General features: G+C 69.2%; 21 protein-coding genes. 5 read left to right on the top strand and 16 right to left on the bottom strand.

The annotated features are described in order from the left end of the window. Positions 1–16: 16 nt before the first annotated feature. The 7 genes from E3U25_RS21200 to E3U25_RS21170 all read right to left on the bottom strand — a co-directional run bounded on the left by E3U25_RS21200 (position 17) and on the right by E3U25_RS21170 (position 4,739). Positions 17–481 carry a PTS sugar transporter subunit IIA gene (locus tag E3U25_RS21200; protein WP_011748883.1) on the bottom strand — a complete coding sequence of 155 codons (465 nt, stop codon included), beginning with the start codon at positions 479–481 and terminating at the stop codon, positions 17–19. Between the two features lie 83 nt (positions 482–564). Then, positions 565–1,143, bottom strand: a complete 579-nt coding sequence (gene hpf, locus E3U25_RS21195) for a ribosome hibernation-promoting factor, HPF/YfiA family (protein WP_036758230.1) — start codon at positions 1,141–1,143, stop codon at positions 565–567. A 162-nt stretch (positions 1,144–1,305) separates the two neighbouring features. Next, positions 1,306–2,040, bottom strand: a complete 735-nt coding sequence (gene lptB / locus E3U25_RS21190) for an LPS export ABC transporter ATP-binding protein (protein ID WP_036758209.1) — start codon at positions 2,038–2,040, stop codon at positions 1,306–1,308. Between the two features lie 4 nt (positions 2,041–2,044). Then, positions 2,045–2,530: a lipopolysaccharide transport periplasmic protein LptA gene (lptA, locus tag E3U25_RS21185; protein ID WP_116223123.1), complete on the bottom strand. Its 486-nt coding sequence runs from the start codon at positions 2,528–2,530 to the stop codon at positions 2,045–2,047. Between the two features lie 52 nt (positions 2,531–2,582). After that, positions 2,583–3,164, bottom strand: a complete 582-nt coding sequence (locus E3U25_RS21180; protein WP_036758211.1) for a hypothetical protein — start codon at positions 3,162–3,164, stop codon at positions 2,583–2,585. A 2-nt stretch (positions 3,165–3,166) separates the two neighbouring features. Further along, positions 3,167–4,114, bottom strand: a complete 948-nt coding sequence (locus tag E3U25_RS21175) for a KpsF/GutQ family sugar-phosphate isomerase (protein WP_072463854.1) — start codon at positions 4,112–4,114, stop codon at positions 3,167–3,169. A 10-nt stretch (positions 4,115–4,124) separates the two neighbouring features. Next, the gene (locus E3U25_RS21170) at positions 4,125–4,739 is read right to left on the bottom strand and encodes a ribonuclease D (RefSeq protein WP_116223124.1); all 615 of its coding nucleotides are present in this window, start codon (positions 4,737–4,739) and stop codon (positions 4,125–4,127) included. A 239-nt stretch (positions 4,740–4,978) separates the two neighbouring features. Here E3U25_RS21170 and E3U25_RS21165 point away from each other — a divergent pair, with 239 nt between their 5' ends. The 3 genes from E3U25_RS21165 (at position 4,979) to E3U25_RS21155 (ending at position 9,127) form a co-directional block, all read left to right on the top strand. Next, on the top strand, positions 4,979–6,994 hold the full coding sequence (locus tag E3U25_RS21165) for a TonB-dependent receptor domain-containing protein (RefSeq protein WP_244295374.1): 2,016 nt from the start codon (positions 4,979–4,981) through the stop codon (positions 6,992–6,994). A 141-nt stretch (positions 6,995–7,135) separates the two neighbouring features. Beyond that, positions 7,136–7,393: a helix-turn-helix domain-containing protein gene (locus tag E3U25_RS21160; RefSeq protein ID WP_116223125.1), complete on the top strand. Its 258-nt coding sequence runs from the start codon at positions 7,136–7,138 to the stop codon at positions 7,391–7,393. 66 nt (positions 7,394–7,459) lie between these two features. Further along, on the top strand, positions 7,460–9,127 hold the full coding sequence (locus tag E3U25_RS21155) for a SulP family inorganic anion transporter (RefSeq protein WP_114535928.1): 1,668 nt from the start codon (positions 7,460–7,462) through the stop codon (positions 9,125–9,127). A gap of 101 nt (positions 9,128–9,228) precedes the next feature. On the opposite strand, the gene purU is transcribed toward E3U25_RS21155, so the two are convergent. The 5 genes from purU to glpK all read right to left on the bottom strand — a co-directional run bounded on the left by purU (position 9,229) and on the right by glpK (position 16,987). Then, complete coding sequence (gene purU / locus E3U25_RS21150) at positions 9,229–10,113, bottom strand: formyltetrahydrofolate deformylase (protein ID WP_116220436.1); 885 nt, start codon at positions 10,111–10,113, stop codon at positions 9,229–9,231. A gap of 132 nt (positions 10,114–10,245) precedes the next feature. Then, positions 10,246–11,151, bottom strand: a complete 906-nt coding sequence (folD, locus tag E3U25_RS21145; protein ID WP_116223127.1) for a bifunctional methylenetetrahydrofolate dehydrogenase/methenyltetrahydrofolate cyclohydrolase FolD — start codon at positions 11,149–11,151, stop codon at positions 10,246–10,248. 231 nt (positions 11,152–11,382) lie between these two features. After that, a complete protein-coding gene (locus E3U25_RS21140; protein WP_116223128.1) occupies positions 11,383–14,163 on the bottom strand; it encodes a patatin-like protein in 2,781 nt (926 codons plus the stop codon). Positions 14,164–14,351: 188 nt separating this feature from the next. Beyond that, positions 14,352–15,506 carry an iron-containing alcohol dehydrogenase gene (locus E3U25_RS21135; RefSeq protein ID WP_116223129.1) on the bottom strand — a complete coding sequence of 385 codons (1,155 nt, stop codon included), beginning with the start codon at positions 15,504–15,506 and terminating at the stop codon, positions 14,352–14,354. After that, positions 15,503–16,987: a glycerol kinase GlpK gene (gene glpK, locus E3U25_RS21130; protein ID WP_116223130.1), complete on the bottom strand. Its 1,485-nt coding sequence runs from the start codon at positions 16,985–16,987 to the stop codon at positions 15,503–15,505. Before glpK ends, E3U25_RS21135 begins: the two co-directional genes overlap by 4 nt. A 186-nt stretch (positions 16,988–17,173) precedes the next feature. Here glpK and E3U25_RS21125 point away from each other — a divergent pair, with 186 nt between their 5' ends. Further along, complete coding sequence (locus tag E3U25_RS21125) at positions 17,174–17,959, top strand: DeoR/GlpR family DNA-binding transcription regulator (RefSeq protein ID WP_072461456.1); 786 nt, start codon at positions 17,174–17,176, stop codon at positions 17,957–17,959. Positions 17,960–18,241: 282 nt separating this feature from the next. Here E3U25_RS21125 and E3U25_RS21120 read toward each other — a convergent pair whose 3' ends face one another. The 3 genes from E3U25_RS21120 to E3U25_RS21110 are packed head-to-tail and all read right to left on the bottom strand — an operon-like array spanning position 18,242 to position 21,086. Beyond that, complete coding sequence (locus E3U25_RS21120; RefSeq protein ID WP_116223131.1) at positions 18,242–18,982, bottom strand: hypothetical protein; 741 nt, start codon at positions 18,980–18,982, stop codon at positions 18,242–18,244. A gap of 30 nt (positions 18,983–19,012) precedes the next feature. Further along, complete coding sequence (locus E3U25_RS21115) at positions 19,013–20,410, bottom strand: TolC family outer membrane protein (protein WP_116223132.1); 1,398 nt, start codon at positions 20,408–20,410, stop codon at positions 19,013–19,015. A 22-nt stretch (positions 20,411–20,432) separates the two neighbouring features. Further along, positions 20,433–21,086: a protein-L-isoaspartate O-methyltransferase family protein gene (locus tag E3U25_RS21110; protein WP_072461349.1), complete on the bottom strand. Its 654-nt coding sequence runs from the start codon at positions 21,084–21,086 to the stop codon at positions 20,433–20,435. 113 nt (positions 21,087–21,199) lie between these two features. Between E3U25_RS21110 and E3U25_RS21105 the strand changes: the two genes are divergently transcribed. Then, the gene (locus E3U25_RS21105) at positions 21,200–21,895 is read left to right on the top strand and encodes a fumarylacetoacetate hydrolase family protein (RefSeq protein ID WP_116223133.1); all 696 of its coding nucleotides are present in this window, start codon (positions 21,200–21,202) and stop codon (positions 21,893–21,895) included. Position 21,896: 1 nt separating this feature from the next. On the opposite strand, the gene E3U25_RS21100 is transcribed toward E3U25_RS21105, so the two are convergent. Beyond that, positions 21,897–22,316, bottom strand: coding sequence for a PaaI family thioesterase (locus tag E3U25_RS21100; protein WP_036761026.1), 420 nt, complete (start codon positions 22,314–22,316; stop codon positions 21,897–21,899). Positions 22,317–22,344 lie beyond the last annotated feature (28 nt).

The raw sequence follows: 22,344 nt of genomic DNA, 5'->3' as shown, positions 1-22,344 counted from the left end.
GGGCGGCCCTGCGACCTCAGGCCGCCTTGATGCCCGGCGCGGCGGCCAGCATGGCGTGCAGCGCCACCGGATCCTCGTTCGCGCGCAGCTTGGCGCGCAGGTCCTGGTCGCGCAGCGTGCGCGAGACCAGCGCCAGCGCCTTGAGGTGATCGACGCCCGAGTTCTTGGGCGCGAGCAGCGCAAAGATCAGGTCAACCGGCTGGCGGTCCACCGCGTCGAAATCCAGCGGCTTTTCCAGCCGCAGGAACAGGCCGACCACGTGGTCGAGCCCATGCAGCCGCGCATGGGGCAGCGCGACGCCATGGCCGACCCCGGTGGGGCCCAGGCTTTCGCGCTCTTGCAGCGCGTCCAGCGTCTGCGCGGCATCCACGCCATAGACCGCCCGCGCCTGTTCGGCGATTTCCTGGAACAACCGTTTCTTGCTGGTGGTCTGGCTCATCGTCCGCACGGCGGCGGGGGAGAGTATGTCGCTGATCTGCATGTCGCCCAAAAAATTGTCAAGGCCCGGCCGCGGGCTGCGCGGCCGGGACGTTGGTTCAACAAGACTGCCCTTCTTGCGTCAGTCTAGCCCAGATTGCGGGGGTCGATCCAGCCCACGTTGCCGTCGTCGCGGCGGTGAACCACGTTCACGCCCCCATGTTTCTCGTTGCGGAAGACCAGCAGCGGGCTGCCGGCCAGTTCCATCTGCATCACCGCCTCGCCGACCGACAGGGTGGGCACGCGGGTCTCCATCTCGGCGATGATCATGGGTTGCACGCCGTCGGCCTGCGTTTCCCATTCGTCATCTTCACCAGCGGCCAGCACATACATCCCCGCCTGTTCGAATTCAACCGGCTGGGTCCGGTCCTTGTAATGATCCTTGAGCCGGCGCTTGTAGCGGCGCAATTGCTTGTCCATCCGTTCGCGGCACTGTTCGAAGGCCGCATAGATGTCGGTGGCCCCACCCTTGGCCTGGGCGGTCAGCCCGGTCGAGAGATGCACCACGGCATCGCAGATGAATTCATGCGCGTTGCGGGAAAAGATGACCGTCGCATCCGTCGGGCGTTGCGAATATTTCTCAACGGTGGCACCGAGTTCGGTCTTGACATGAGTCGAAAGCGCATCGCCCACATCGATCTGTTTTCCGCTGATCTGATAGCGCATGGTGGTCCGTCCTTTCGGTTGCCCGGCCTGGTCGTCGCAGCCCTCGCGGCGGCACCGTCCGGGTTTCTTTGGCCCGGCGTCCTGCCTGGCCATATCCTCATTTGGTGACAGCCATGCCGCCGTGTCAACGGCTGCGCGCAAGGGATCGTCACGTCCTCGCGTTCAGTTCATGCGGAAGGTTTCGCCCAGGTAGACGCGGCGGACCTGCGGATCGGCGACGATCTCGGCCGTGGTGCCGGATTTCAGCACATGGCCGTCGTGCAGGATATAGGCGCGGTCCACGATCTCCAGCGTTTCGCGGACGTTGTGATCGGTGATCAGCACGCCGATGCCGCGGCTTTTCAGGTCGTGGACCAAGGCGCGGATCTCGCCCACGGCGATGGGATCGACGCCGGCGAATGGTTCGTCCAGAAGCAGATAGGCCGGATCGGCCGCCAGGCAGCGGGCGATCTCGACCCGGCGCCGCTCGCCCCCCGACAGCGCCATGGCCGAGGCGCCGCGCAGATGGCCGATCGAGAAATCGCCCAGCAGTTCCTCCAGCCGCTCGCGGCGCTGATGGACATGCGGCTCGACCAGTTCCAGGACGGCCATGATGTTCTGCTCGACCGTGAGGCCGCGAAAGATCGACATCTCCTGCGGCAGGTAGCCGATGCCCATCTGGGCGCGGCGATACATCGGCAGCCGCGTCGCGTCCTGCCCGTCGATCAGCACCTGGCCCGAATCAGGCGCGACCAGCCCGGCCACGCAATAGAAGCAGGTGGTCTTGCCCGAGCCGTTCGGCCCCAGAAGCGCCACCACCTCGCCCCGGTCCAGGTCCAGCGCCACGTCGCGGATCACCGGGCGGTTGCGATAGGATTTGCGCAGGCCGCGGACGCGCAGCCCCTGCTTTTCGGCCATGGCGTCAGTTCTCCGGCTGCAGGACGCTGCGCACCCGGCCCGAGGCGTCGGCGGTGCCGCTTTCCAGGTTCACCGTCACCTTGTCGCCCGCCAGCAGGTTGCCGCCCTGGCTCAGCAGCACGTCGCCGGTCAGCACGATGGTCCCGGTCTCGACATCGTAATCCGCCGCCTGGGCCTCGGCCGCGTCCTCGCCGCTGGCCAGGGTGACGTTGCCCTGCGCGTGCAGCGCGCTGATGCGGCGCTGGTCGCCCTGGGCATAGGTCACGGTCACGCTGTCCGCCGACAGCCGCATGGCGCCCTGGCCGATCAGCACATTGCCGGAAAAGGTCGCCTGGCCGGTCTTCTGGTCCACGGTCAGCGAATCGGCCGTGACCTCGACCGGCTCCTTGGTGTCCTGCGCCCGGCCGAAGCCGGCGGCCTGTCCCAGCGCCGGGCCCGCCGCCAGCATCAGCGACAGGATCACGGGCAAAAGCGGTCCGGGCCGGATCATCGGATTTCCTTTCTGGCGCCCGCAGGCCCCCTATGCGGCCGGCGGCGCCGGGTCATGGCCGGTATATCAAGCGGACTCCGCCGCTCAAATCAAGAACGTGATCGCCGCTGCCCTCGCCCGAGGGCCGAAACTCCATCCGCCCCGCCGTCAGCCGGCCGAAAGGGGCAAGCACATTGACCTCGTCCTCCGAGAGCAGCGTGCCCTCGGTGGTCGAGGCCAGCAGTTCGGGCGCGGTCAGCACCCAGCCGTCGGCGGTGGTCATGCGCACCCCCTCGCCCAGCCGGACCTGCTGGTCCGCCATCGAGGCGGCGCCGGCGCTGACATCCGCCGCCCGCCCGTCGCTGGCGCGCAGGGTCATGCGCACCGCCTGCGCCTGGGCGCCGCTGGTGCGATCGCCGGGCAGCGCCTCGGCGGCCGAGATGCTCAGCTGCGCGCCGTCGCGGGTCACGCCGGCATAGGTCGGGCTCGTCACCGCCTGCCGCTCGGCCAGCTCGCGCGGGTCTACGTCGGCATAGGGGATGCTCGCCTCGGGGTCGGGCTTGCGGCCCAGCAGGAACAACACCGACAGGATCGCCAGCGCCGTCAGCGGCAGGAGCACCCGCAGCCAGGCCACGATGCGCGAGCGGGTGCCCACCGTCAGACAAGCCCCGTGCGCAGGAAGTCGTGGATATGGATCAGCCCCGCCGGCATCCCCTCGGGCGTGACCACGAACAGGCAGGTGATGCGGCGCGCCTGCATCTCGGCCAAGGCCGCCTCGGCCAGCGCGTCGGGGCCGATGGTGCGCGGGTTGCGGGTCATCACCTCGGCGGCGCTATGGTCCAGAAGGCCCTGCATGTGCCGCCGCAGGTCGCCGTCGGTGATGATGCCGGTCAGCCGCCCCGCGGCATCCGTCACCCCGGTCACGCCGAAGCTTTTCTGGCTGATGGTCAGCAGCGCCTCGGCCATGGGCGCGGTCTCGGCCACCAGCGGCATGTCCCGGTGCATCAGGTCGGCCACCTTGGACAGTTTCGCGCCCAGCTTGCCGCCGGGGTGGAAGGTGCGGAAATGCTCGGGCGTGAACTGGCGATGCTCCATCAGCGCCACGGCCAGCGCATCGCCCAGCGCGATGGTCATGGTGGTCGAGGTGGTGGGCACGATGCCGGTGCCGCAGGCCTCGGGCGCCGCGGGCAGGACCAGCGCCACGTCGGCCTGGCGCAGCAGCGTCGATTGCGGCCGGCCGGCAACGCCGATCAGCGGGATCTGGAAGCGGCGGGTATGGGCGATCAGGTCGGCCAGCTCCGGCGTCTCGCCGGAATTGGACAGCACCAGCGCCACGTCGCCCTGCGTCACCATGCCCAGGTCGCCATGGCTCGCCTCGGCCGGATGGACGAACTGCGCCGGCGTCCCGGTCGAGGCCAGCGTCGCGGCGATCTTGCGCCCGACATGGCCGGACTTGCCCATGCCGGACACGACCACCCGGCCGCGCGCGGCCAGGACGGTCTCGACCGCGCGGTCGAAGCTGTCGCCAAGGCCGTCGGCCAGCAGGGCCAGCCCCTCGGCCTCGGTGCGGATCACCCTGCGGGCGGTATCAAGATATGCGCTCATGGCCCGCTACCTAGTGATGGAAGATGTCGTTTTCATCCCCCCAGCCCAGCAGGTCCAGATGGGCACGGGTGGGAAGAAAGTCGAAACAGGCCTGCGCCAGGCCCAGCCGCCCCTCGCGCGTCAGACGCTTTTCCAGCTCGGCCTTGAGCGCGTGCAGGTGCAGCACGTCCGAGGCGGCATATTCCCGCTGCGCCTCGGACAGTTCCGCCGCGCCCCAGTCGCTGGTCTGCTGCTGCTTGGAGATGTCGACGCCGACCAGGTCCGAAAGCAGGTATTTCAGCCCGTGCCGGTCGGTATAGGTGCGCACCATCTTACTGGCGATCTTGGTGCACCAGACCGGCTTCGTCGCCACGCCGAAGGCCGCCTCCAGCGCGGCGATGTCGAAGCGGCCGAAGTGGAAAAGCTTCAGCACCTGCGGATCGGCCAGCATCCGCACCAGGTTCGGCGCCGCGCGCTGGCCCTGGGCGATCTGCACCAGATGCGCATTGCCGTCGCCCGAGGACAGCTGCACCAGGCACAGCCGGTCGCGGCGCGGGTCCAGTCCCATCGTCTCGGTGTCGATGGCCACGACCGGACCCAGGTCCAGGTCGTCCGGCAGGTCGTTGCGGTAAAGGGTAATGGTCATCTGTGGCTTCTCGGGCTGCGGCTTTGGGTTGCTGTAACCCCATTGCCCCCGCCTGCGCCAGCCCCGGCGTCGGCTGTCGGCATCCTGCGGCCCATCGTCGCGGCCCGCCCGGGAAGGTGGCGCAGATGCGCAACAATCCCGACTATTTCAGTCAAAATCAGATCAAATATCCGAGTAAAATACTTGTGCATCCTGGGACCGGCCATATAACTCGCGCCAGTTTCGAACGAATCAAGGCAATGACCATGAAATTTCGCCGTATTATCCCGCTGGCGGGCGTGTCCTCGCTTGCCCTGGCGACAGCCCTTTACGCACAGGACAACCAGAACGCCGAGACCGTGGTCCTCAATCCGATCACCCTGGTCGCCGACGGCCAGGAGAATGTCGAGGCAACCGGCGGCGTCTCCGTCACCGCCGAGGACATCCAGGCGATGCAGCCCGCCGACATCTCGGAGCTGTTCTCGCGTGAATCCTCCATCACCGTTTCCGGTGGCGGCGGACCGGCCAAGAAGGTCAGCGTCTTCGGTATCGAGCAATCGCTGCTTGCCGTTACCGTGGACGGCGTGCCGCAAGCGCAGACCAGTTGGCACCACACCGGCTCGAACGTGATCGACCCGGCCTTCCTGAAATCGGTCGAGGTCGAGGCCGGGGCGGCGGCAGCTGATTCCGGCTTTGCCGCCGCAGCGGGTGCGCTGCGCTACGAGACGGTGGGCGCGCTGGATCTGCTGGAAGCGGGGCAGAACGTCGGCGGCCGTGCAGCACTTTCCTATGGCTCGAATGGTCGCGGCTTCTCGGGCAGCCTGGCCGGCTATGGCCGGAGCGGCGGGTTCGACTGGTTCATCATGGCCCACGGCTCGAACGGCGACAATTACGACAACGGCGACGGCAGGGAGATTCTGGGCACCGAGCCTGCGGCGCGCAATGTCTTGGCCAAACTGGGCTATGAGTTCGAAGGCCACCGGATCGAGCTTGGCCTGGAGCGCAGCCGTGACGAGGCCGATCGCCTGATCAAGGCGAACATGGGCTTGGCCGGCGACGAGGTCCATCCGCTGAAGGTCAGCCGTGACACGGTCAAGCTGACCTATACCTCGACCGAGCCGACCGACATGTGGGATCCCGAGGTTTCGCTTTACTTCAGCCAATATGAATACTGGCGGCCGAACTACGCCTCCGGCGCGCGCGGCAACAACGGTGACGCGATCTTCAATGAGGACCAGTTCGGCGGCAAGGTGCAGAATACCTTCACGGTTAGCGGCGGCAAGATCACCGCGGGGGTCGATTTCAACGAACACGACTACGCCACCGACAACTATGGTGACGGCCGGGCTGCTGATCGGCAATATCGCAACTTCTCGACCAGTCAGATCGGTGTCTTCGCTCAGGGCCGGTTCGAGTTCCAGAACGGCTTCAGCCTTTCGACCGGCGCCCGCTACGACGCGCATCGCTTTACCGATTGGAACGGCGAGCGGTTCAGCGATTCCGGTGCCAGCGTGAACGGCACCCTCGCCTATCGCGTCAACGACAATATCGAAGTCTTCGCCGGCGCTTCGCGCACCTGGCTGGGCTACGTCATTGGCGATTACGGCTATGTCCATGCCCGCAGCAACGCCTTTGTCACCGACCCGGGCCTGGACACGGGCACAGCCAAGAACCTCAAGGTCGGAGCGAACTTTAACGGCGACGCCTGGCAGGCCGGCATCACGGTCTTCGACACGAAGATCGACGGACTGCTGAACTACGAATCCTCGACCCTGCTGACCAACCGCGCCGAGGAATACCGCAGCAAGGGCGTCACCCTGCATGGCACCTATGATTTCGGCAATACCCGGATCGGCGCCTCCTTCACCAAGGCGGACGTGACCGGCGATGGTGACGATGTCCTGCCCAACAACGGCGTCTATTTCATGCCGGTGGGCGAAACCGCCACGCTCTGGGTCGATCACGAACTGCCGGCATGGAACACGGTCCTGGGCGCCTCGGTGGAATGGGCAGGCTCGATCGACGAGCGGGTCGTCGTAGGCCCGACCTCCACGACGACCTACTACAAGCAGCCGTCCTATACTGTGGTCAACGCCTATGCCGAGTGGACGCCCCAGGCATATGAGAACGTGGCGGTCCGGCTCAGCGTCGATAACCTGTTCGACAAGAACTATTACGAGCGTTCGGGCTTTGCCGCAAATGACAGCCGCGGTGGGATCGAGCCGGTCTGGGCGCCCGGTCGCACGATCACGCTGGGCACGACAATGAAGTTCTGACCTATCGCCTACTCGGGCAGATGGACCGGAAAGGCCCCCTTCGCGGGGGCCTTTTTCTTATGCCTGAACCGGCAAAGATGATGTTTGAAATATCATGATAGCTATGCTAGACATCCATCATCAAGGATTGGAAATCAGCGCATGATGACCTCGGCCCAGATGCGTGCGGCGCGTGCCCTTCTTGGCATCGACCAGAAGCGGCTGGCCGAACTCTCGGGCCTGTCGGTCCCCACGATCCAGCGCATGGAGGCCAGCGACGGCAATGTGCGCGGCGTGGTCGAAAGCCTGACCCGCGTGGTCGAGGCGCTGGAGGCCGCCGGGATCGAGCTGATCGGCGACGGCGCCGCCAGCACCTCGGGCGGGCGCGGCGTGCGGCTGAAATCCGGTCCGCAGACGTAATCGCGACGGCGACCGCCGACGAAAGCCGACGATCCCGCCGCCTCCTTGACCAAGGTGCGGCCCCAGATGAACCAGCAGGCAATCGCAGCGCCCGGATTTGCGCCGCTGTTCACCCCGAAACTGATCACCGTCCTGCGCGAGGGCTATGGCGCGGCCGAGCTGCGCGCCGATGCCCTGGCCGGGCTGACCGTCGCCATCGTGGCGCTGCCCCTGTCGATGGCCATCGCCATCGCCTCCGGCGCCTCGCCGGCGCAGGGGCTCTATACCGCCATCATCGGCGGCTTCCTGGTCTCGGCGCTGGGCGGCTCGCGCTACCAGATCGGCGGGCCGGCGGGGGCCTTCATCGTGCTGGTCGCCGGGATCGTGGCGCAGCACGGCATGTCGGGGCTGATCCTTGCGACCTTCATGTCGGGGCTGATGCTGGTCGCGATCGGGTTCTTGCGGCTGGGCACCTTCATCAAGTTCATCCCCTTCCCGGTGACGGTCGGCTTCACCGCCGGCATCGCCGTCATCATCTTCACCAGCCAGCTGAAGGAAATCTTCGGCCTGGCGCTGACCCATGAACCGGGCGAGCTGGTCGAGAAGATCCCGGCGCTGTGGCAGGCCCGCGCCAGCCTGACGCCTGCCGCGCTGGGGATCGCGCTGGGAACCGTCGCGGTGATCCTGGGGCTGAAGCGCGCCCGCCCACACTGGCCCGGCATGCTGATCGCCGTGACGCTGGCCGCGGGCATCACCGCGGCAACGGGGGCGGATGTCGCGACCATCGGCAGCCGCTTCGGCGGCATCCCCTCGACCCTGCCCGCCCCGGCGCTGCCGGAGTTTTCGCTGGAGAAGGCCCTGGCGCTTCTGCCCGCGGCGGTATCGCTGACGCTGCTGGGCGCCATCGAATCGCTGCTCTCGGCGGTGGTCGCCGACGGCATGACCGGCCGCCGGCACCGCTCGAATTGCGAACTGGTGGCGCAGGGAGTGGCGAACATGGGTTCGGCGCTGTTCGGCGGCATCTGCGTCACCGGCACCATCGCGCGGACCGCGACCAACGTGCGCTCGGGCGCGCATGGGCCGGTGGCGGGGATGCTGCATGCGCTGTTCCTGCTGGGCTTCATGCTGCTGGCGGCGCCATTGGCATCCTATATCCCCCTGGCAGCACTGGCCGGCGTGCTGGCGGTCGTCGCCTGGAACATGATCGAGAAACCCGCCATCGCCATCCTGCTGCGCTCGGGCTGGGGCGAGGCGGCGGTGCTGCTGGTCACCTTCGGGCTGACGATCTTCCGCGACCTGACCGAGGCCATCGTCACGGGCCTGGCGCTCGGCTCGGTGCTGTTCATCCAGCGCATGAGCCAGGCGGTAGGGGTCGAGGCGCTGGTCGGCGCCGACATGGCCGACAGCAGCCGGCCGCGCCCGGACCAGCCGCAGCCGCGCGACGTGGTGGTCTATCGCATCTCGGGGGCGCTGTTCTTCGGCGCCACGGCCTCGATCGGCTCGGTGCTGGACCGCATCCAGGACGGGTTCCGGGTGCTGGTGGTGGATTTCAGCGCCGTGCCCTTCCTGGATTCCACCGGCGCCAACATGATCGAGGGGCTGGCGCACAAGGCACAGCGCCGCGGCATCGCGCTGTGGCTGACCGGCACCAGCCGCGACATCCGCCGGGTGCTGCTGACGCATGGGCTGCGCCGCCCGCTGGTGCATTACGCACCTACGGTCGACGAGGCGCTGCGCCGGCGTCACGGGTCATAGCGGTCCTGCACGCGGGGCGCCGGTTTCCCCGCTGCTTGCCTCCGGCGGGGATATTTGTCCACGGAAGACCGGGGCTAGGGGTGGGGGTGGGGGGCGCTGTTTCACCCCATTCTTTCGGATGCGTAGCTTCCTGGCGAGGCGGGAAAGACCACGGTCTTGTTGCCGTTGAGGAACACCCGGCGGTGGATATGGGCGTGGATGGCGCGGGCCAGGACCTGGCTTTCGACGTCGCGGCCGAGGCTGACGTAGTCCTCGGGCGATTGCGCATGGGTGACCCGGACGGTGTCCTGCTCGATGATCGGGCCCTCGTCGAGGTCGGCGGTCACGTAATGGCTGGTCGCCCCGATCAGCTTCACCCCGCGCTCGAAGGCCTGCTTGTAGGGGTTGGCGCCCTTGAAGCTCGGCAGGAAGGAATGGTGGATGTTGATGATCCGCCCCGACATCTTCTTGCACAATGCATCCGACAGCACCTGCATGTAGCGCGCCAGCACCACCAGCTCGGCCCCCGAATCCTCGACCACCGCCATCAGCTGCGCCTCGGCCTGCGGCTTGTTCTCGCGCGTGACCTTGATGCAGTGGAAGGGGATGTCGTGGTTCACCACCACCTTCTGGTAGTCCATGTGGTTCGAGATCACCGCCACGATCTCGATCGGCAGCGCGCCGATGCGCCAGCGATAGAGAAGGTCGTTCAGGCAATGGCCGAAGCGGCTGACCATGATCACCACCTTCATCTTCTCGGCCTCGTCATGGATGGCGTAGTCCATGGCGAAGGGCTCGGCCGGGCCGGCCAGGCCCGCACGCAGCGCCTCCAGCCCCACGCCCTCCTCCGAGACGAAGCTCACCCGCATGAAGAAGCGCCCGGTCTCGGTATCGTCGAACTGCGAACTGTCGGTGATGTTGCAGCCATGCTCGGCCAGAAAGCCGGCCACGGTGGCGACGATGCCGCGCGTCGAGGGGCAGGCGACCGTCAGCGTGTATTTCTTCATCTGGCTCTCCACTGAAAGGGCAAGCGCCCTGGTTTCTTCCGTGTGCAAATATCCCGGGGGGACGCTCCTGCGGCCCCCTCGAGGGGCCGCAGGAGCGGGGGGGCAGCGCCCCCCGCCGTCCCGCGCCATCCCTCAGGCCGCCGCGCCTTCGGCCCGGCCCGGGTCCGGCTCGGGCAGGCCATGCGCCCGGCAGCAGGCCACCAGCGTATTGGCCAGCAGGCAGGCGATGGTCATCGGCCCCACGCCCCCCGGCACCGGGGTGATCGCGCCCGCCACCTGCGCCGCGCCCGCGAAGTCCACGTCGCCGACCAGCCGCGACCGGCCCTCCTCCTCGATGCGGTTGATGCCCACGTCGATCACCGTGGCGCCGGGCTTGATCCACTCGCCCCGGATCATCCGCGCCCGGCCCACCGCCGCCACCAGGATGTCGGCCCGCCGGCAGACCGCCGCCAGCTCGCGGGTGCGGCTGTGGGCGATGGTCACCGTGCAGTTCTCGGCCAGCAAGAGCTGCGCCATCGGCTTGCCCACGATGTTGCTGCGCCCCACCACCACCGCCTCCAGCCCCGACAGATCCCCGAGCGTCTCGCGCAAGAGCATCAGGCAGCCCGAGGGCGTGCAGGGCACCAGCGCCTTCTGCCCGGTCCCCAGCAGCCCCACGTTCAGCGCATGGAACCCGTCCACGTCCTTTCGCGGGTCGATGGCGGCGATCACCGCCCCGGCGTCCATATGCGCGGGCAGCGGCAGCTGCACCAGGATGCCGTGCACGGCCGGGTCGGCATTGAGCCGCGCGACCAGCGCCAGCAGCGCCGCCTGCGGCGTCTCGGCCGCAAGCCGGTGCTCGAAGCTCGCCATCCCCGCCTCGCGCGTCTGGACCGCCTTGTTCCTGACATAGACCTGGCTCGCAGGATCCTCGCCCACCAGAACAACCGCAAGCCCGGGCACCACACCGTGCCCAGACCGCAGCCGGCCCACAGCCTCGGCAACACGCGCCCGCACCCCGGCCGCAAAGCCCCGCCCGTCGATGATCCTTGCACCCATAAGCCATTCTCCTTGCAATGTCCGCAGCCCGCCCCAAAGCAAAAGCCCGGCGCCCACACGCGCGCGGATAGCGCAGGCGCCGACATGCGCAAGCCCGGTTCATGGCGGACCTGCCCGTCCCGGTTTCGCCTCTATCCCCCTTGACGCCTTTTTCCAACCGCGCGACGCAAAGCCCGGGCGTTATTGCGACAAGGCGAGGTCGGTTTGCGACGGGGGCCGTCGCGGGCTGCGTCAGCCGAACAGGCGATCTGCGACAGTCGCCAGCCCCACCCCCATCAGCGCCAGCGCGACGAGGATCGCCGGCCAGCGCAGCGCCCGCGGCAGGCTGTCGCGGCCGCGCAGCCAGCGGCCGAAGCCGTAGAGCAGAAGCCAGGCCGCGACCGCGACCGCCAGCAGCAGCCAGCCGATCCGGGCCGCCGCCGGCCCCAGCCAGGGCGAAAGCAGCACCACCAGACCCCCCGCCAGCATGGCCAGGAACAGCATCTTGTCCGCCAGCATCCGCCAGTAGCTGCCGGGCATGGCGAAACGCGCAAAGCCAGAGATCAGCCCGCCCCCGGCCCGCAGCGCCGTGGCCGCCCGGCTGCCGAAAAGACGCAGGATGCCGTCGTCGGGCAGGTCGTCGATCATGCGCGACAGGATCGCCATGCTGCGGCTGCTCCAGCCCGCGATCTCGGGCGGGCGCGGGCCGATGGGCTTGAGATCCTTGTAATGTGCGCCAAAACGCCGCAGGTCCAGCTCGGCCGCGTCCTTGACCCCCAGCGCCTGGGCGGCCGTCTCCTCGAAGGCGTCCTCGTCGATGCGGGCATCGCGCAGCTTGGCCTTGAGCAGCGCCAGCCGCCGGGCCTGGCCCGCCTCTTCGCCATATTCCTCGCGCAGGATCTGGTTCTGCATCTCTTGCACCCAGACGCTGCGCTCGGCCTCGGGGCGGTCGGACATCAGCGCGGCGACGATGCGCTCGGCCCCGTCCAGCCGGCCCCAGAGGATGTCATGCTCGCGCCAGTCGCGGTTCAGGAAACCGCCAAAGGCACCGACGGCGATGCCCGCCAGCTTGCCGGGCCGCGGGTTCAGCCCGCTGTCGGCGGGGCTGACGCGGAACACCTCGACCTGCGAATGCTCCTGAAGCTCGGACCCTTCGAGGAAGGGATAGGTCATCACGTCATGCCAGTGAAAATCGTCATAGACATCCAGCAGCGGCTGCAATTCGGGCGCGGCCAGCTCCGCGCGGATGCGGGCGCTGCTGGCGTCGAAGGCGGCGCGCATGTCCTGCCCCAGCCGCGCCAGCGCCTTGTCCACCAGCGCCTTGATCTCCGTGCTGCGATAGATCTCGCGCGCCTTGCGATAGCGCTGGTCGAGCGTGGCAAGCTTCATCACCGCGCTGTATTCGGCCGAGATCAGCCCATCCAGCCGGCCGATCTCGGCGCCGGCCAGCAGGGCCTGGGCCTGGCTGCTGGCGGGGCGGGCCAGGCGGCGCAATTCGGCCAGCTCCTGCTCGATCCGGTCGCGCAGGGACGCCAGAAGGTCGGGCGGCAGGTGCAGCGCCACCTCCTCGCCCTGGATGCGTTCGCGCCGGTCCAGCGCCTCGTCGAGATGGGCGCGCAGGTGGATCAGCCGCCGCAGCCGGAAATCCAGGTCATGGCGGGACAGGAAGGCGTTCTCGGTCTCGCGCCCCTCGGCGTGATAGGCGCTGAAATTGTCGTCGCGCCAGGCACGCAGGATCTGGCGCAGATACAGCGCCACGTCCGAATCCGGCGGGTGTCCCGCCAGCCCCGCCACGATCCCCGACAGCCCGTCGGTGGTGCCATAGACCCGCAGGTGGTGATAAAGCGGGTAGTTCTGCGGGTATTGATAGGCGCCGGTCATCAGGTCGGCCAGGTCCATGCGATCCAGATCGGCCGGCTTGCGCCTTTGGCGCATCTCGCGCCCGGCGGCCTCGACCCGGTTCTGGTCCTCGCGCCAGCGGACCTGCAAGGCGCCCAGCCGTTCCAGCCGCCGGTTCATGCGGGCGATGGCGCGGATGTCGTCGCGGATCACCTCGTAGCGCGGCAGGCCGGTCAGCGCCAGCTGGGCGTTTTGCAGGAAATCCACCGGCCGGGGCGGCTGGCCGGGCGGGGGCGGCGCCTCGGGGAAGGGGTCGATGAACAGAAGCTTGCGCTCGCCCGGCAGGGTGGTCGGGCGCGAGGGGATCAGCCCGGTCGCATAGCTGAAGGGCCGGTTGTCCAGATAGCCGCCATCGGCGAACAGCCGGCCGGCATAATCCGGGTCGTGGTCGAAGAACCGGGCAAAGCCCGCATCCTGCGCCGCGGCCGGCATGTCGGCAAAGCGCATCGGCGGAAAGGCCACAGGAAAGGACGAGGTGCAGCGCGCGGCAAAGGCCAGCATGGCCTCGTTTCCGGGGCCGAAATCGTTGCGCCCCGCCCCGTCATAGGCAAAGTGGAACACCTTGCGGTGGACCCTTTCGTCCAGCCGCGCGCCGGTCAGGTGGATCGGCGCCTGCCGGCCGTGCAGGTCGGTGGCGGTGACGAACAGGTCCACCGTCTCGGCCAGCGGCCTGCCGTCGCCGGTCAGCCGGGCCAGCGTGTCGTGCAGCACCCGGAACATATGGCCGCCGTCCAGCAGCGATTCGGTCGGGCGCAGGCGGCCGGCGATGCCTTGGCGGTCGTTGAGCAGCTGGCCGATGTCGGCCTTTTCCGTCCATGCCTCGCGCAGGATGTCGATGTCGCGCGCGCCCGCGACCAGCGCCTTGGCCAGCGCCACGCCGTTGATCCCGCCCGCCGAGGTGCCCGAGATGATGTCGATCACGAAGCGCTTGCGTCCGCCGCGCGGGCCGGCCAGTTCGCGCGACAGCCGGCGATAGATCAGCTCGCCCGGCGACAGCGCCTCGTCCGGCAGGTCCGAGCTGCCGCGCACCATGCGCAGCAGTTCCTGCGCGATGCCGTTCATGTAGATCGCCAGCGAGACGCCGCCGTAAAGGACGACCGCGAAGCGCACCTCACCCGTAGCCCGTTCGACCATTCCGCCCCCCAATACCGCCCGGCTGGCAGGTGACAAGAACCGTTCCGTTTCAGAACGGTAAGCGCAATCGCCCGAATTGTCTCGCGGGAATTGCAACCGTCAGTCGAGCGGCGGATCGCAAGGCGTCGCGGGCGGCATCATGCGCGGGTCCATGCCAGGCGCGCCGGAACCGGCCCATGGCCCGCCCCTCAGCCAGCCTCGCGCAAGACCTCGCACAGCTGCGGCACCGAGGGGGCGAAGGGATTGCCCTTCATCGAGGAGCTGCTGAGCGAGGCTTCGGCCACCGCCCGATGCCGGGCCGCATCCAGCCCCTGCGCGCCCAGTCCCGGCAGGCCGGCATCGCGCGCCCAGCGGGCCAGCCCCTGCGGCGCCTCGGCCGCATCGCCGCCGAATGCGCCGGCAATCTCGGTGCAGACCTCGTGGATGCGGGCGGGATCGGGGCTGTGGGCGCGGTTCATCGCCAGCACCGGCCCCAGCAGCGCGCCGCAGATCGCGCCATGCGCGGCGGGCGTCACGCCGCCGATCACGCCGGCAAGGCCGTGGACCGCGCCCAGCCCGCCATTCGCCAGCGCCATCCCGCCGCAAAGGCTGACCCAGGCCATGATGTCGCGCGCCGCCGCATCCTCGGCCTCCATCAGCCGCTTCAGCGCGCGCAGGCCCGGCGGGATCGCGGGGCGCACCAGCGCATCGGTGAAGGGCGTGGCCTTGCAGGACAGGTAGGGCTCGATCACCTGCGCCAGCGCGTCGAGGCCCGAAGCCAGCGTCACCGCACGCGGGCAATGGTCGGTCAGCGCCGGATCGACGATGGCCAGGCGCGGCAACATGCGCTCGTCCCGGATCGAGACCTTGCGGCCATGTTCCGGCAGGCCGATCACCGCGTTCCGCGTCGCCTCGGCCCCGGTGCCGGCGGTGGTCGGCAGCGCGACAAAGGGCAAGGGCGGCGCGGCCAGCGGCAAGCCGCGGCCCACGACCTCCAGGTGATCCATGATCCCGCCCGGCGCCGGGATCAGCGCCGCCAGCGCCTTGCCCAGGTCCAGCGCCGCGCCGCCGCCCAGTGCCGCGACCCAATCGGCTTGGTGGCCCTTCCAATCGGCTTGGTGGCCCTTGGCCCCGGCCAGCGCCGCCTCCAGCATCGGCAGGGTCGGCTCGGCACCGCAGGCGACGGCCATAACCTCGGCGCCCTCGGCACGCAGCGCGTCGAGCAGCCAGGCGGCACGGGCGGGGTTCGCGCCATGCACCAGCACGCCGCGCGGCCCATGCGCGCGGATCAGCGCCGGGGCCTTCCGCGCCTCGCCGCGGCCAAAGACCACCCGGCCCGGCAGGGCAAAGGAAAACGCGCTCATGCCACCTCCATCGTCGCCCTGACGGCGGTTTTCCACCTTGCGTATCGGGCCTCGCGCTCGGGCGCGGGCATGGCGGGCGCGAAGCGGCGCTCCAGCGACCAGGCGCGGGCGAATTCCTCGGGCGGCGGGCACAGCCCCGCCTGCAACCCCGCCAGGTAGCCCGCCCCAAGCGCCGTCGTCTCGGTCACCGCCGGACGGTCCACCGGCGCCCCCAGGATGTCCGAGAGAAACTGCATCGTCCAGCCGCTCGACGCCATGCCGCCGTCCACCCGCAACACCCCGCCCGCATCCGGCCAGTCCGCCCGCATCGCCTCCAGAAGGTCGCGGGTCTGGAAACCCACGCTCTCCAGCGCCGCACGCGCCAGCTCCGCCGGGCCCGAATTCCGCGTCAGCCCGAAGACCGCCCCCCGGCACTCCGGCCGCCAATAGGGCGCCCCGAGCCCGGTGAAGGCCGGCACCAGCACCAGGTCCTGGCCGGGATCGGCCGCCTCGGCCAGCGCCTGCGTCTCGGACGCGTGCCGGATCAGCCCCAGGCCGTCGCGCAGCCATTGCACCACCGCCCCGGCGATGAAGATCGAGCCCTCCAGCGCATAGGTCGTCCGGCCCCCCAGCCGATAGGCGATGGTCGTCAGCAGGCGGTTGCTCGAGGCCACCCGGTCCGCGCCGGTGTTCAGCAGCGCAAAGCAGCCGGTGCCATAGGTCGATTTCATCATGCCGGGCGAAAAGCAGGCCTGGCCCACCGTCGCCGCCTGCTGGTCGCCGGCCACGCCCAGGATCGGGATCTCGCGCCCGAACAGGTCGGCCCGCGTGGCGCCGTAATCGGCGGCGCAGTCCCTGACCTCGGGCAGAAGCTGCATCGGGATGTCGAAAAGCGCGCAGATCTCCTCGTCCCAGCGGTTCTCGGCGATGTTGAAAAGCAGCGTGCGCGCGGCGTTGGTGGCGTCGGTGGCATGCACCCGGCCGCCGGTCAGGTTCCAGATCAGCCAGCTGTCGACGGTGCCGAAGGCCAGCTCGCCGCGCCGGGCGCGGGCGCGGGCGCCGTCGACATGGTCGAGCAGCCATTGCAGCTTGGAGCCCGAGAAATACGGGTCGAGCAGCAGCCCGGTGCGGGCGGCGACCATCGGCTCGTGCCCCTCGGCCCTGAGCCGGGCGCAGAGGTCGGCGGTGCGGCGGTCCTGCCAGACGATGGCGCGGTGCAGCGGCTGGCCGGTCCTGCGGTCCCAGAGCAGCGTGGTCTCGCGCTGGTTGGTGATGCCGATGCCGGCGATGTCGCGGGCAGGGATCCCGGCCTTCTCGACCGCCGCCCGCGCCACGCCGGCCACGCTGACCCACAGGTCCGAGGGGTCGTGCTCGACCCAGCCCGAGGCCGGGTAGTGCTGCGGGAATTCGTGCTGCGCCGAGGCGATCGGACGCAAACCAGCGTCGAAGACCATCGCCCGAGACGACGTCGTCCCCTGGTCGATCGAAAGAAGATGGGGCATCGGCGGCCTGCTGTCGTCGGGGTGATGCACAGGCTGCACCGCGGCACCCGGCCGGTCAAGCGGCTTTCGTTTCCGGGCGGATCACCGCGATCCGAACATCGACGCCGGTTCCCCGCCCTGCAAGGAACGCTTGCGCGCGAAGCCGGATCGCATAGAGTGATCGCCATCCAGCCGATGGAGAGCCCGGTGGCGCTCAGCATACGCCAGAACGAGATCCTCGAACTTGCCCGCGCCGAGGGGCGGGTGCTGGTCGAGGACCTGGCGCAACGCTTCGACGTGACCTTGCAGACCATCCGCCGCGACCTGGGCGAGATGGCGGGGGCGGGCCTTCTGGACCGCGTGCATGGCGGGGCGGTGCCGCGCGCCGGCGCGGTCAACCTGGGCTATGAGGCCCGGCGGCGCATGAATGCCGAGGCCAAGGCCGCCATCGGCGCGGCCTGCGCGGCGGAAATTCCCGACAATTGCAGCCTGATCCTGAACCTGGGCACCACGACCGAGGCGGTGGCCCGCGCCCTGATCCATCATTCCAACATCACCGTCATCACCAACAACATGAATGTCGCCAATATCCTGCTGGCCAATCCGGGCTGCGAGATCATGGTGACGGGCGGCACGCTGCGGCGCTCGGACGGCGGGCTGGTGGGGGAGCTCACCACCCAGTTCTTCGAGCAGTTCAAGGTGGATTACGCGGTCATCGGCACCTCGGCGCTGGACCATGACGGCGACCTGCTGGACTTCGACCTGGCCGAGGTGCGGGTCAGCCGCGCCATCCTGCGCCAGGCGCGCCGCGCCTTCCTGGTCACCGACCATTCCAAGATCGGCCGCCCCGCGCCGGCCCGCATCGCCAGCCTGTCCGAATTGGATGCGATCTTCACCGACCAGCCCCTGCCCCAGGACCTGCACCGGCGCTGCACGGAATGGCACACCGAAGTGCGGCTCTGCCCCCCGGCCGGCCAGATCGCGGACACCTGACCCCCTTGGGCCAGCCCGGCACGAATGGCCGACCAGCGCCGTGGATGACCGGATTCGCCAGTTCAAACCTGACCCTCCGGCGGTTGCGCGTGGCGATGAACCGGCCTCGCAGCCCGGACGATGCCCTAGCGGCCGCCCCTTGCGCCGGGTTCGGGCGAAAGGGCCGGGACCGGCATCCTTCGAAACCGGCCGGATCGAAGCGCAAGGCCCAGGCGCAGGTCGGGACAGGCCCCTTTCTGCACTACGGCCCGGCGGCGGGAACCCGGCGGCGGGACGGCCGGCTCAATCCTCTTCGCACATCTGCCGCAGCGCCAGTTCGATCTCGTGGCGGATCATCTGTTGCAGGTTGCGGCTGAGACGGTTGCCGATCTCGCCCTGAAGCTCCTGCCGGATCGCCTCGCGGATCATGCCGCGCAGGTGGGTGCCCTTTTGCGCATCCTTGTCCTGGGGCGCGAAAAGATGCGGCTCGCCGGTGTCGCGGGCCAAGGCTTCGGCCGCCTGCGCCTCGGCAGCCGGGTTGATAGGGGTCACGGAAGCATTCGCATGCAGCATGGTTTCCTCCATTTGCAGGATGGTGGTGGTCGGCGCCTCGGGCGAAGGGCCGGGGGGTTGGATGGTGGCTTCGATGTCGGCATGATCCGCCGCGGCTTCGGCGGCATCCACCCGCCCTGCCCGTGCCTCGGGCGCGGCAGGTTCCTCGGCCGGCGGCATGCGCAGCCAGTCGCCGAATATCCGCGGCTCCGGCGGAACGCCGGCTTGCGGGTCATTCACGGGCTCGGCCGCGACCAGGATACTGCTGTCCAGCACCAAGGGGGTGATTCGCGCCGAGGATGCCGGTCGGGGCAGCGGCGCAGTCTGCGCCGGCGGCGCCTCGTCCTGGGCCGGCGGCGCGTTCAGCGCCTGGTCCGGGATGCGGCAGCCCGCCCCATCCTGGGCGATGAGCCGGCGGATCGAGGCCAGCACGTCGCCGACATTGTCCGAGCCGGGGCCCGGCGCCGGTTGGCGCATCACCTCATGCTGCATGATGCGCCCCCCGGATCGAGGGCGGCGGCGTCAGTCCCTGCCGAGCGCGCGCAAGACGCGGTCGAGGCTTTCGCCCTGCCTGCTGGTAAAGGGTGCGTCCTGCACCGCATTGTAATAGGCCGATGGGTCATAGGTCGGTATCCCCAGTTTCAGGTTTTCCACCGTCAACAGACCCATAGCAGCCAGAAGTTGATAATGTGCTAATTGCAGATTGGCCTCGGCCGAGATTTTGTTCGCCCGCGCCTCGAGCAGCAATTGTTCGGCGTCCAGCACGTCCAGCGTCGTGCGCGCGCCCAGCGTCGCCTCTTCGCGCACGCCTTCGTAGGCCTGCTGCGCGGCGACGATCTGCTCGTCGATGGCACCGATCTGCGCCCGTGCCACGTCGATTCCCGCCCAGGACCGGCCGACCGCCTCGTCGACCTGGCGCGAAACCTGAAGCAGCCCGGCCCGCGCCTCGTCCCGCCGCGCCATCGCCTTGCGATGGGCCGAGGGCAGCCGCCCGCCGGAATAGATCGTCTGCGACAGGCTGAGCGAGGCGCCCAGCGTGTTGCGGGTCGATTCCTGCTGGCTTTGAAGCGACAGTTCGCGCGACCGGCCGATGCTGGCCTGGCCGGTCAGCGTCGGGTTGCGCTCGGCCGCGGCGGCGGCGACGCCCAGCTCGGCGGCGGCGGCCAGGCGCTGCGCCTGCAGGATCGCCGGGTGGCTGCGCTGGCCGATCTGCCGCGCCGCCTCGAGCGAGGCGGGCAGCGCCGGGGTGGGCGGCGGCGGCGCAAGCTGGCCCGGCGCCCGGCCGGTCGCGGCGCGATAGACCTCGCGCGCGACCTCCAGGTTGCCGCGGGCGGCCGCAAGGCTGGCGCGCGCCGCGGCCAGGGCGGCATCGGCCTGCGAGACGTCGGTCTGGGTGATCTCGCCCACTTCGAAACGGTCCGAGGCGGCCTGCTGTTCCTGCCCGATCACGCGCACGGAATTGGCTTGCAGATCAACCTGTTCGGTGGCGCTGCGCACATCCAGATAGGCCTGGACCGCGCCCAGCAGAACGTCCTGTTCGACGCCGACCAGCGCGGCGCGGGTGGCCAGCACGGTTTCCTTGGCGGCGTCGATGGCGATGGCGTTGCGGCCCCAATCGTAAAGCGTGATCTGGGCCTGCAGCCCGATGCCGGTCGAGCGGCCGATGGCCAGGCCGTTGATCTTCTGGAAACTATGCTCGGCGATCCATTGCACGACCGGGCGCAGCTGGGCCAGGGCGGTGGCCGCGTCCTCATCGGCGGCGCGCAGCACGGCGCGGTTCTGTTCCAGAAGCGCCGAGTGGCGATAGGCCGCGACCATGGCATCGGCCAGCGATTCGGCCCCGGCGGGGGCGGCCGTCGCGCCCGCAAGCAGGGCTGCGATCAGCGGACGCCGCAGGTTTTTCAGCGTTTTGCGAAACATGCCATGGCCTTTCCTGTCGGCATCACAAGACGAAACCCCGCGGACGCGCAAAGCCCGGCAGCAGCGGAGCGGTGGCATGGAAGCCGAAGCGCCAGTTCAACCGCCCATCCAGCTTGTGGCCGATGCGGACGGTGCCCAGGTTGCCCTCGCGGAACATGGCGACGATGCGGCCGCCCTCGCGCAATTGATCGGCCAGCGCCTCGGGCACCTGCTCGACCGCGCCCTCGATCAGGATGGCGTCATAGGGGGCCTGGCTGGCGCAGCCCTCGGCCAGCGCGCCCTGGACCACGGCGACGTTGAACACGTCCTGCGCGGCAAGCCGGCTTTCCGCCTCGGCGGCCATGGCGGCGTCCTCCTCGAGCGCGACGACGGCCTCGGCGATGCGGGCCATGACGGCGGCGGAATAGCCGTAGCCGCAGCCGACATCCAGCACCAGGTCGCCGTTCTGCAGGTCCAGCACATCCATCATCTTGCCCAGCGTCCGCGGCTCCAGCAGCACGCGGCCGGGGGCAAGGTCGATATTGTTGCCGACATAGGCCACGTCTCGGCGCGATTCGGGAACGAACTGCTCGCGCGGGACGTTCAGCATCGCCTCGATCACGGGATAGCTGGTCACTTCGTTCGGACGCACCTGAGTGTCGACCATCATGGTGCGGCGCTGCGCGAAATCGGTCATGTATGCGAACCCTGCATTCGGTTGGCTTTACGCTCTCTTGCCACGAAAATCCGGTGCGGGCAACGGCGCCGGCGTTCTTGCCGCGACGCCGCCGCCGTGGCAGGGTCGCGGGCATGAGCGAATATCTGTTTCCCCCGCCGCCGCCCGCCGCGCTGCCGGTCCTGGGGCAGGACGTGCGATTCCCCGTGAACCGCATTTTCTGCGTCGGGCGCAACTATGCCGCCCATGCCGCCGAGATGGGGGCCGAGGTGGACCGCGAGGCGCCGTTCTATTTCCTGAAATCCGCCCATGCGGTGCGACAAAGTGGCGCGACCCTGCCCTATCCGCCCGGCACGCGCGACCTGCATCACGAAGTCGAGCTGGTCGTGGCCATCGGCGCCCCCGCCTTCCGCATCGCGCCGGCGCAGGCGATGGCGGCGGTCTGGGGCTATGGCACCGGCCTCGACATGACGCGGCGGGACTTGCAGGGCCGGGCCAAGGACAAGCGCCATCCCTGGGATCTGGGCAAGAATTTCGAGGGCGCGGCCGTATTCTCGGCCCTGACCCCGGCGCGGGACTTCGCCCCGGCGGCGCAGCGCATCCGGCTGGAGGTGAACGGCACGCTGCGGCAAGATGCGCCGATCTGCGACATGGTCTGGTCCATCCCGGAACTGGTCGCGGACCTGTCGCAATACTATCACCTCGCGCCGGGCGACCTGATCATGACCGGCACCCCGGCCGGGGTCGGCGCCGTCGCGGAAGGCGACCGGCTGGCCGGCAGGGTCGAGGGGCTGGCCGAGGTCGAGCTGACCATCGGCGCGGCGGAATAGCTCAGCCGGGCTCCTTCCATTCCAGCACCAGCTGGGTCTGGATCACCACGGCGGCCAGCTTGCCGTCGCCGCGCCGGATGTCGGTCTGCCAGATCATCGTGGTCCGGCCCAGGTGCAGCGGCCGGGGCCGGGCCTCGGCCACGTCGCCCAGGCGAATCGGGCGCAGGAAATTCGTCTTGCTTTCCAGCGTGGTGGTGGCGGCGCCCTCGGCCAGGCGCAGCTGGGTGGCGGTGCCGGCGGCGTGATCGGCCAAGCTCATGATCGCGCCGCCATGCAGCACGCCGTTGCGATTGGTCAGGGTCCGCGTCACCGGCATGCGCAGCACGACCTCGTCGAGCGTGGCGGCCACGACCTCCATCTCCAGCGATTCGGAATAGGGCGAATGCGCCTCGATGGTGGCAGAACTCCGGTCGTCGGTCATCGCGGTCCCCCTTTTTGCCCGCATCTTC

This window comes from Paracoccus versutus (genome assembly GCF_029909795.1).
Taxonomy (GTDB): Bacteria; Pseudomonadota; Alphaproteobacteria; order Rhodobacterales; family Rhodobacteraceae; genus Paracoccus; species Paracoccus versutus.
Note: the sequence above shows the minus strand (reverse complement) of the source record. Positions and strands in the feature narration are given on the sequence as shown.

What these genes read in the sequence shown, in the direction of transcription:
- E3U25_RS21200 (WP_011748883.1), bottom strand. Translation starts at nt 481, where the DNA reads ATGCAGATCAGCGACATACTCTCCCCCGCCGCCGTGCGGACGATGAGC.
- hpf (WP_036758230.1), bottom strand. Translation starts at nt 1,143, where the DNA reads ATGCGCTATCAGATCAGCGGAAAACAGATCGATGTGGGCGATGCGCTT.
- lptB (WP_036758209.1), bottom strand. Translation starts at nt 2,040, where the DNA reads ATGGCCGAAAAGCAGGGGCTGCGCGTCCGCGGCCTGCGCAAATCCTAT.
- lptA (WP_116223123.1), bottom strand. Translation starts at nt 2,530, where the DNA reads ATGATCCGGCCCGGACCGCTTTTGCCCGTGATCCTGTCGCTGATGCTG.
- E3U25_RS21175 (WP_072463854.1), bottom strand. Translation starts at nt 4,114, where the DNA reads ATGAGCGCATATCTTGATACCGCCCGCAGGGTGATCCGCACCGAGGCC.
- E3U25_RS21170 (WP_116223124.1), bottom strand. Translation starts at nt 4,739, where the DNA reads ATGACCATTACCCTTTACCGCAACGACCTGCCGGACGACCTGGACCTG.
- E3U25_RS21165 (WP_244295374.1), top strand. Translation starts at nt 4,979, where the DNA reads ATGACCATGAAATTTCGCCGTATTATCCCGCTGGCGGGCGTGTCCTCG.
- E3U25_RS21160 (WP_116223125.1), top strand. Translation starts at nt 7,136, where the DNA reads ATGATGACCTCGGCCCAGATGCGTGCGGCGCGTGCCCTTCTTGGCATC.
- E3U25_RS21155 (WP_114535928.1), top strand. Translation starts at nt 7,460, where the DNA reads ATGAACCAGCAGGCAATCGCAGCGCCCGGATTTGCGCCGCTGTTCACC.
- purU (WP_116220436.1), bottom strand. Translation starts at nt 10,113, where the DNA reads ATGAAGAAATACACGCTGACGGTCGCCTGCCCCTCGACGCGCGGCATC.
- folD (WP_116223127.1), bottom strand. Translation starts at nt 11,151, where the DNA reads ATGGGTGCAAGGATCATCGACGGGCGGGGCTTTGCGGCCGGGGTGCGG.
- E3U25_RS21140 (WP_116223128.1), bottom strand. Translation starts at nt 14,163, where the DNA reads ATGGTCGAACGGGCTACGGGTGAGGTGCGCTTCGCGGTCGTCCTTTAC.
- E3U25_RS21135 (WP_116223129.1), bottom strand. Translation starts at nt 15,506, where the DNA reads ATGAGCGCGTTTTCCTTTGCCCTGCCGGGCCGGGTGGTCTTTGGCCGC.
- glpK (WP_116223130.1), bottom strand. Translation starts at nt 16,987, where the DNA reads ATGCCCCATCTTCTTTCGATCGACCAGGGGACGACGTCGTCTCGGGCG.
- E3U25_RS21120 (WP_116223131.1), bottom strand. Translation starts at nt 18,982, where the DNA reads ATGCAGCATGAGGTGATGCGCCAACCGGCGCCGGGCCCCGGCTCGGAC.
- E3U25_RS21115 (WP_116223132.1), bottom strand. Translation starts at nt 20,410, where the DNA reads ATGTTTCGCAAAACGCTGAAAAACCTGCGGCGTCCGCTGATCGCAGCC.
- E3U25_RS21110 (WP_072461349.1), bottom strand. Translation starts at nt 21,086, where the DNA reads ATGACCGATTTCGCGCAGCGCCGCACCATGATGGTCGACACTCAGGTG.
- E3U25_RS21105 (WP_116223133.1), top strand. Translation starts at nt 21,200, where the DNA reads ATGAGCGAATATCTGTTTCCCCCGCCGCCGCCCGCCGCGCTGCCGGTC.
- E3U25_RS21100 (WP_036761026.1), bottom strand. Translation starts at nt 22,316, where the DNA reads ATGACCGACGACCGGAGTTCTGCCACCATCGAGGCGCATTCGCCCTAT.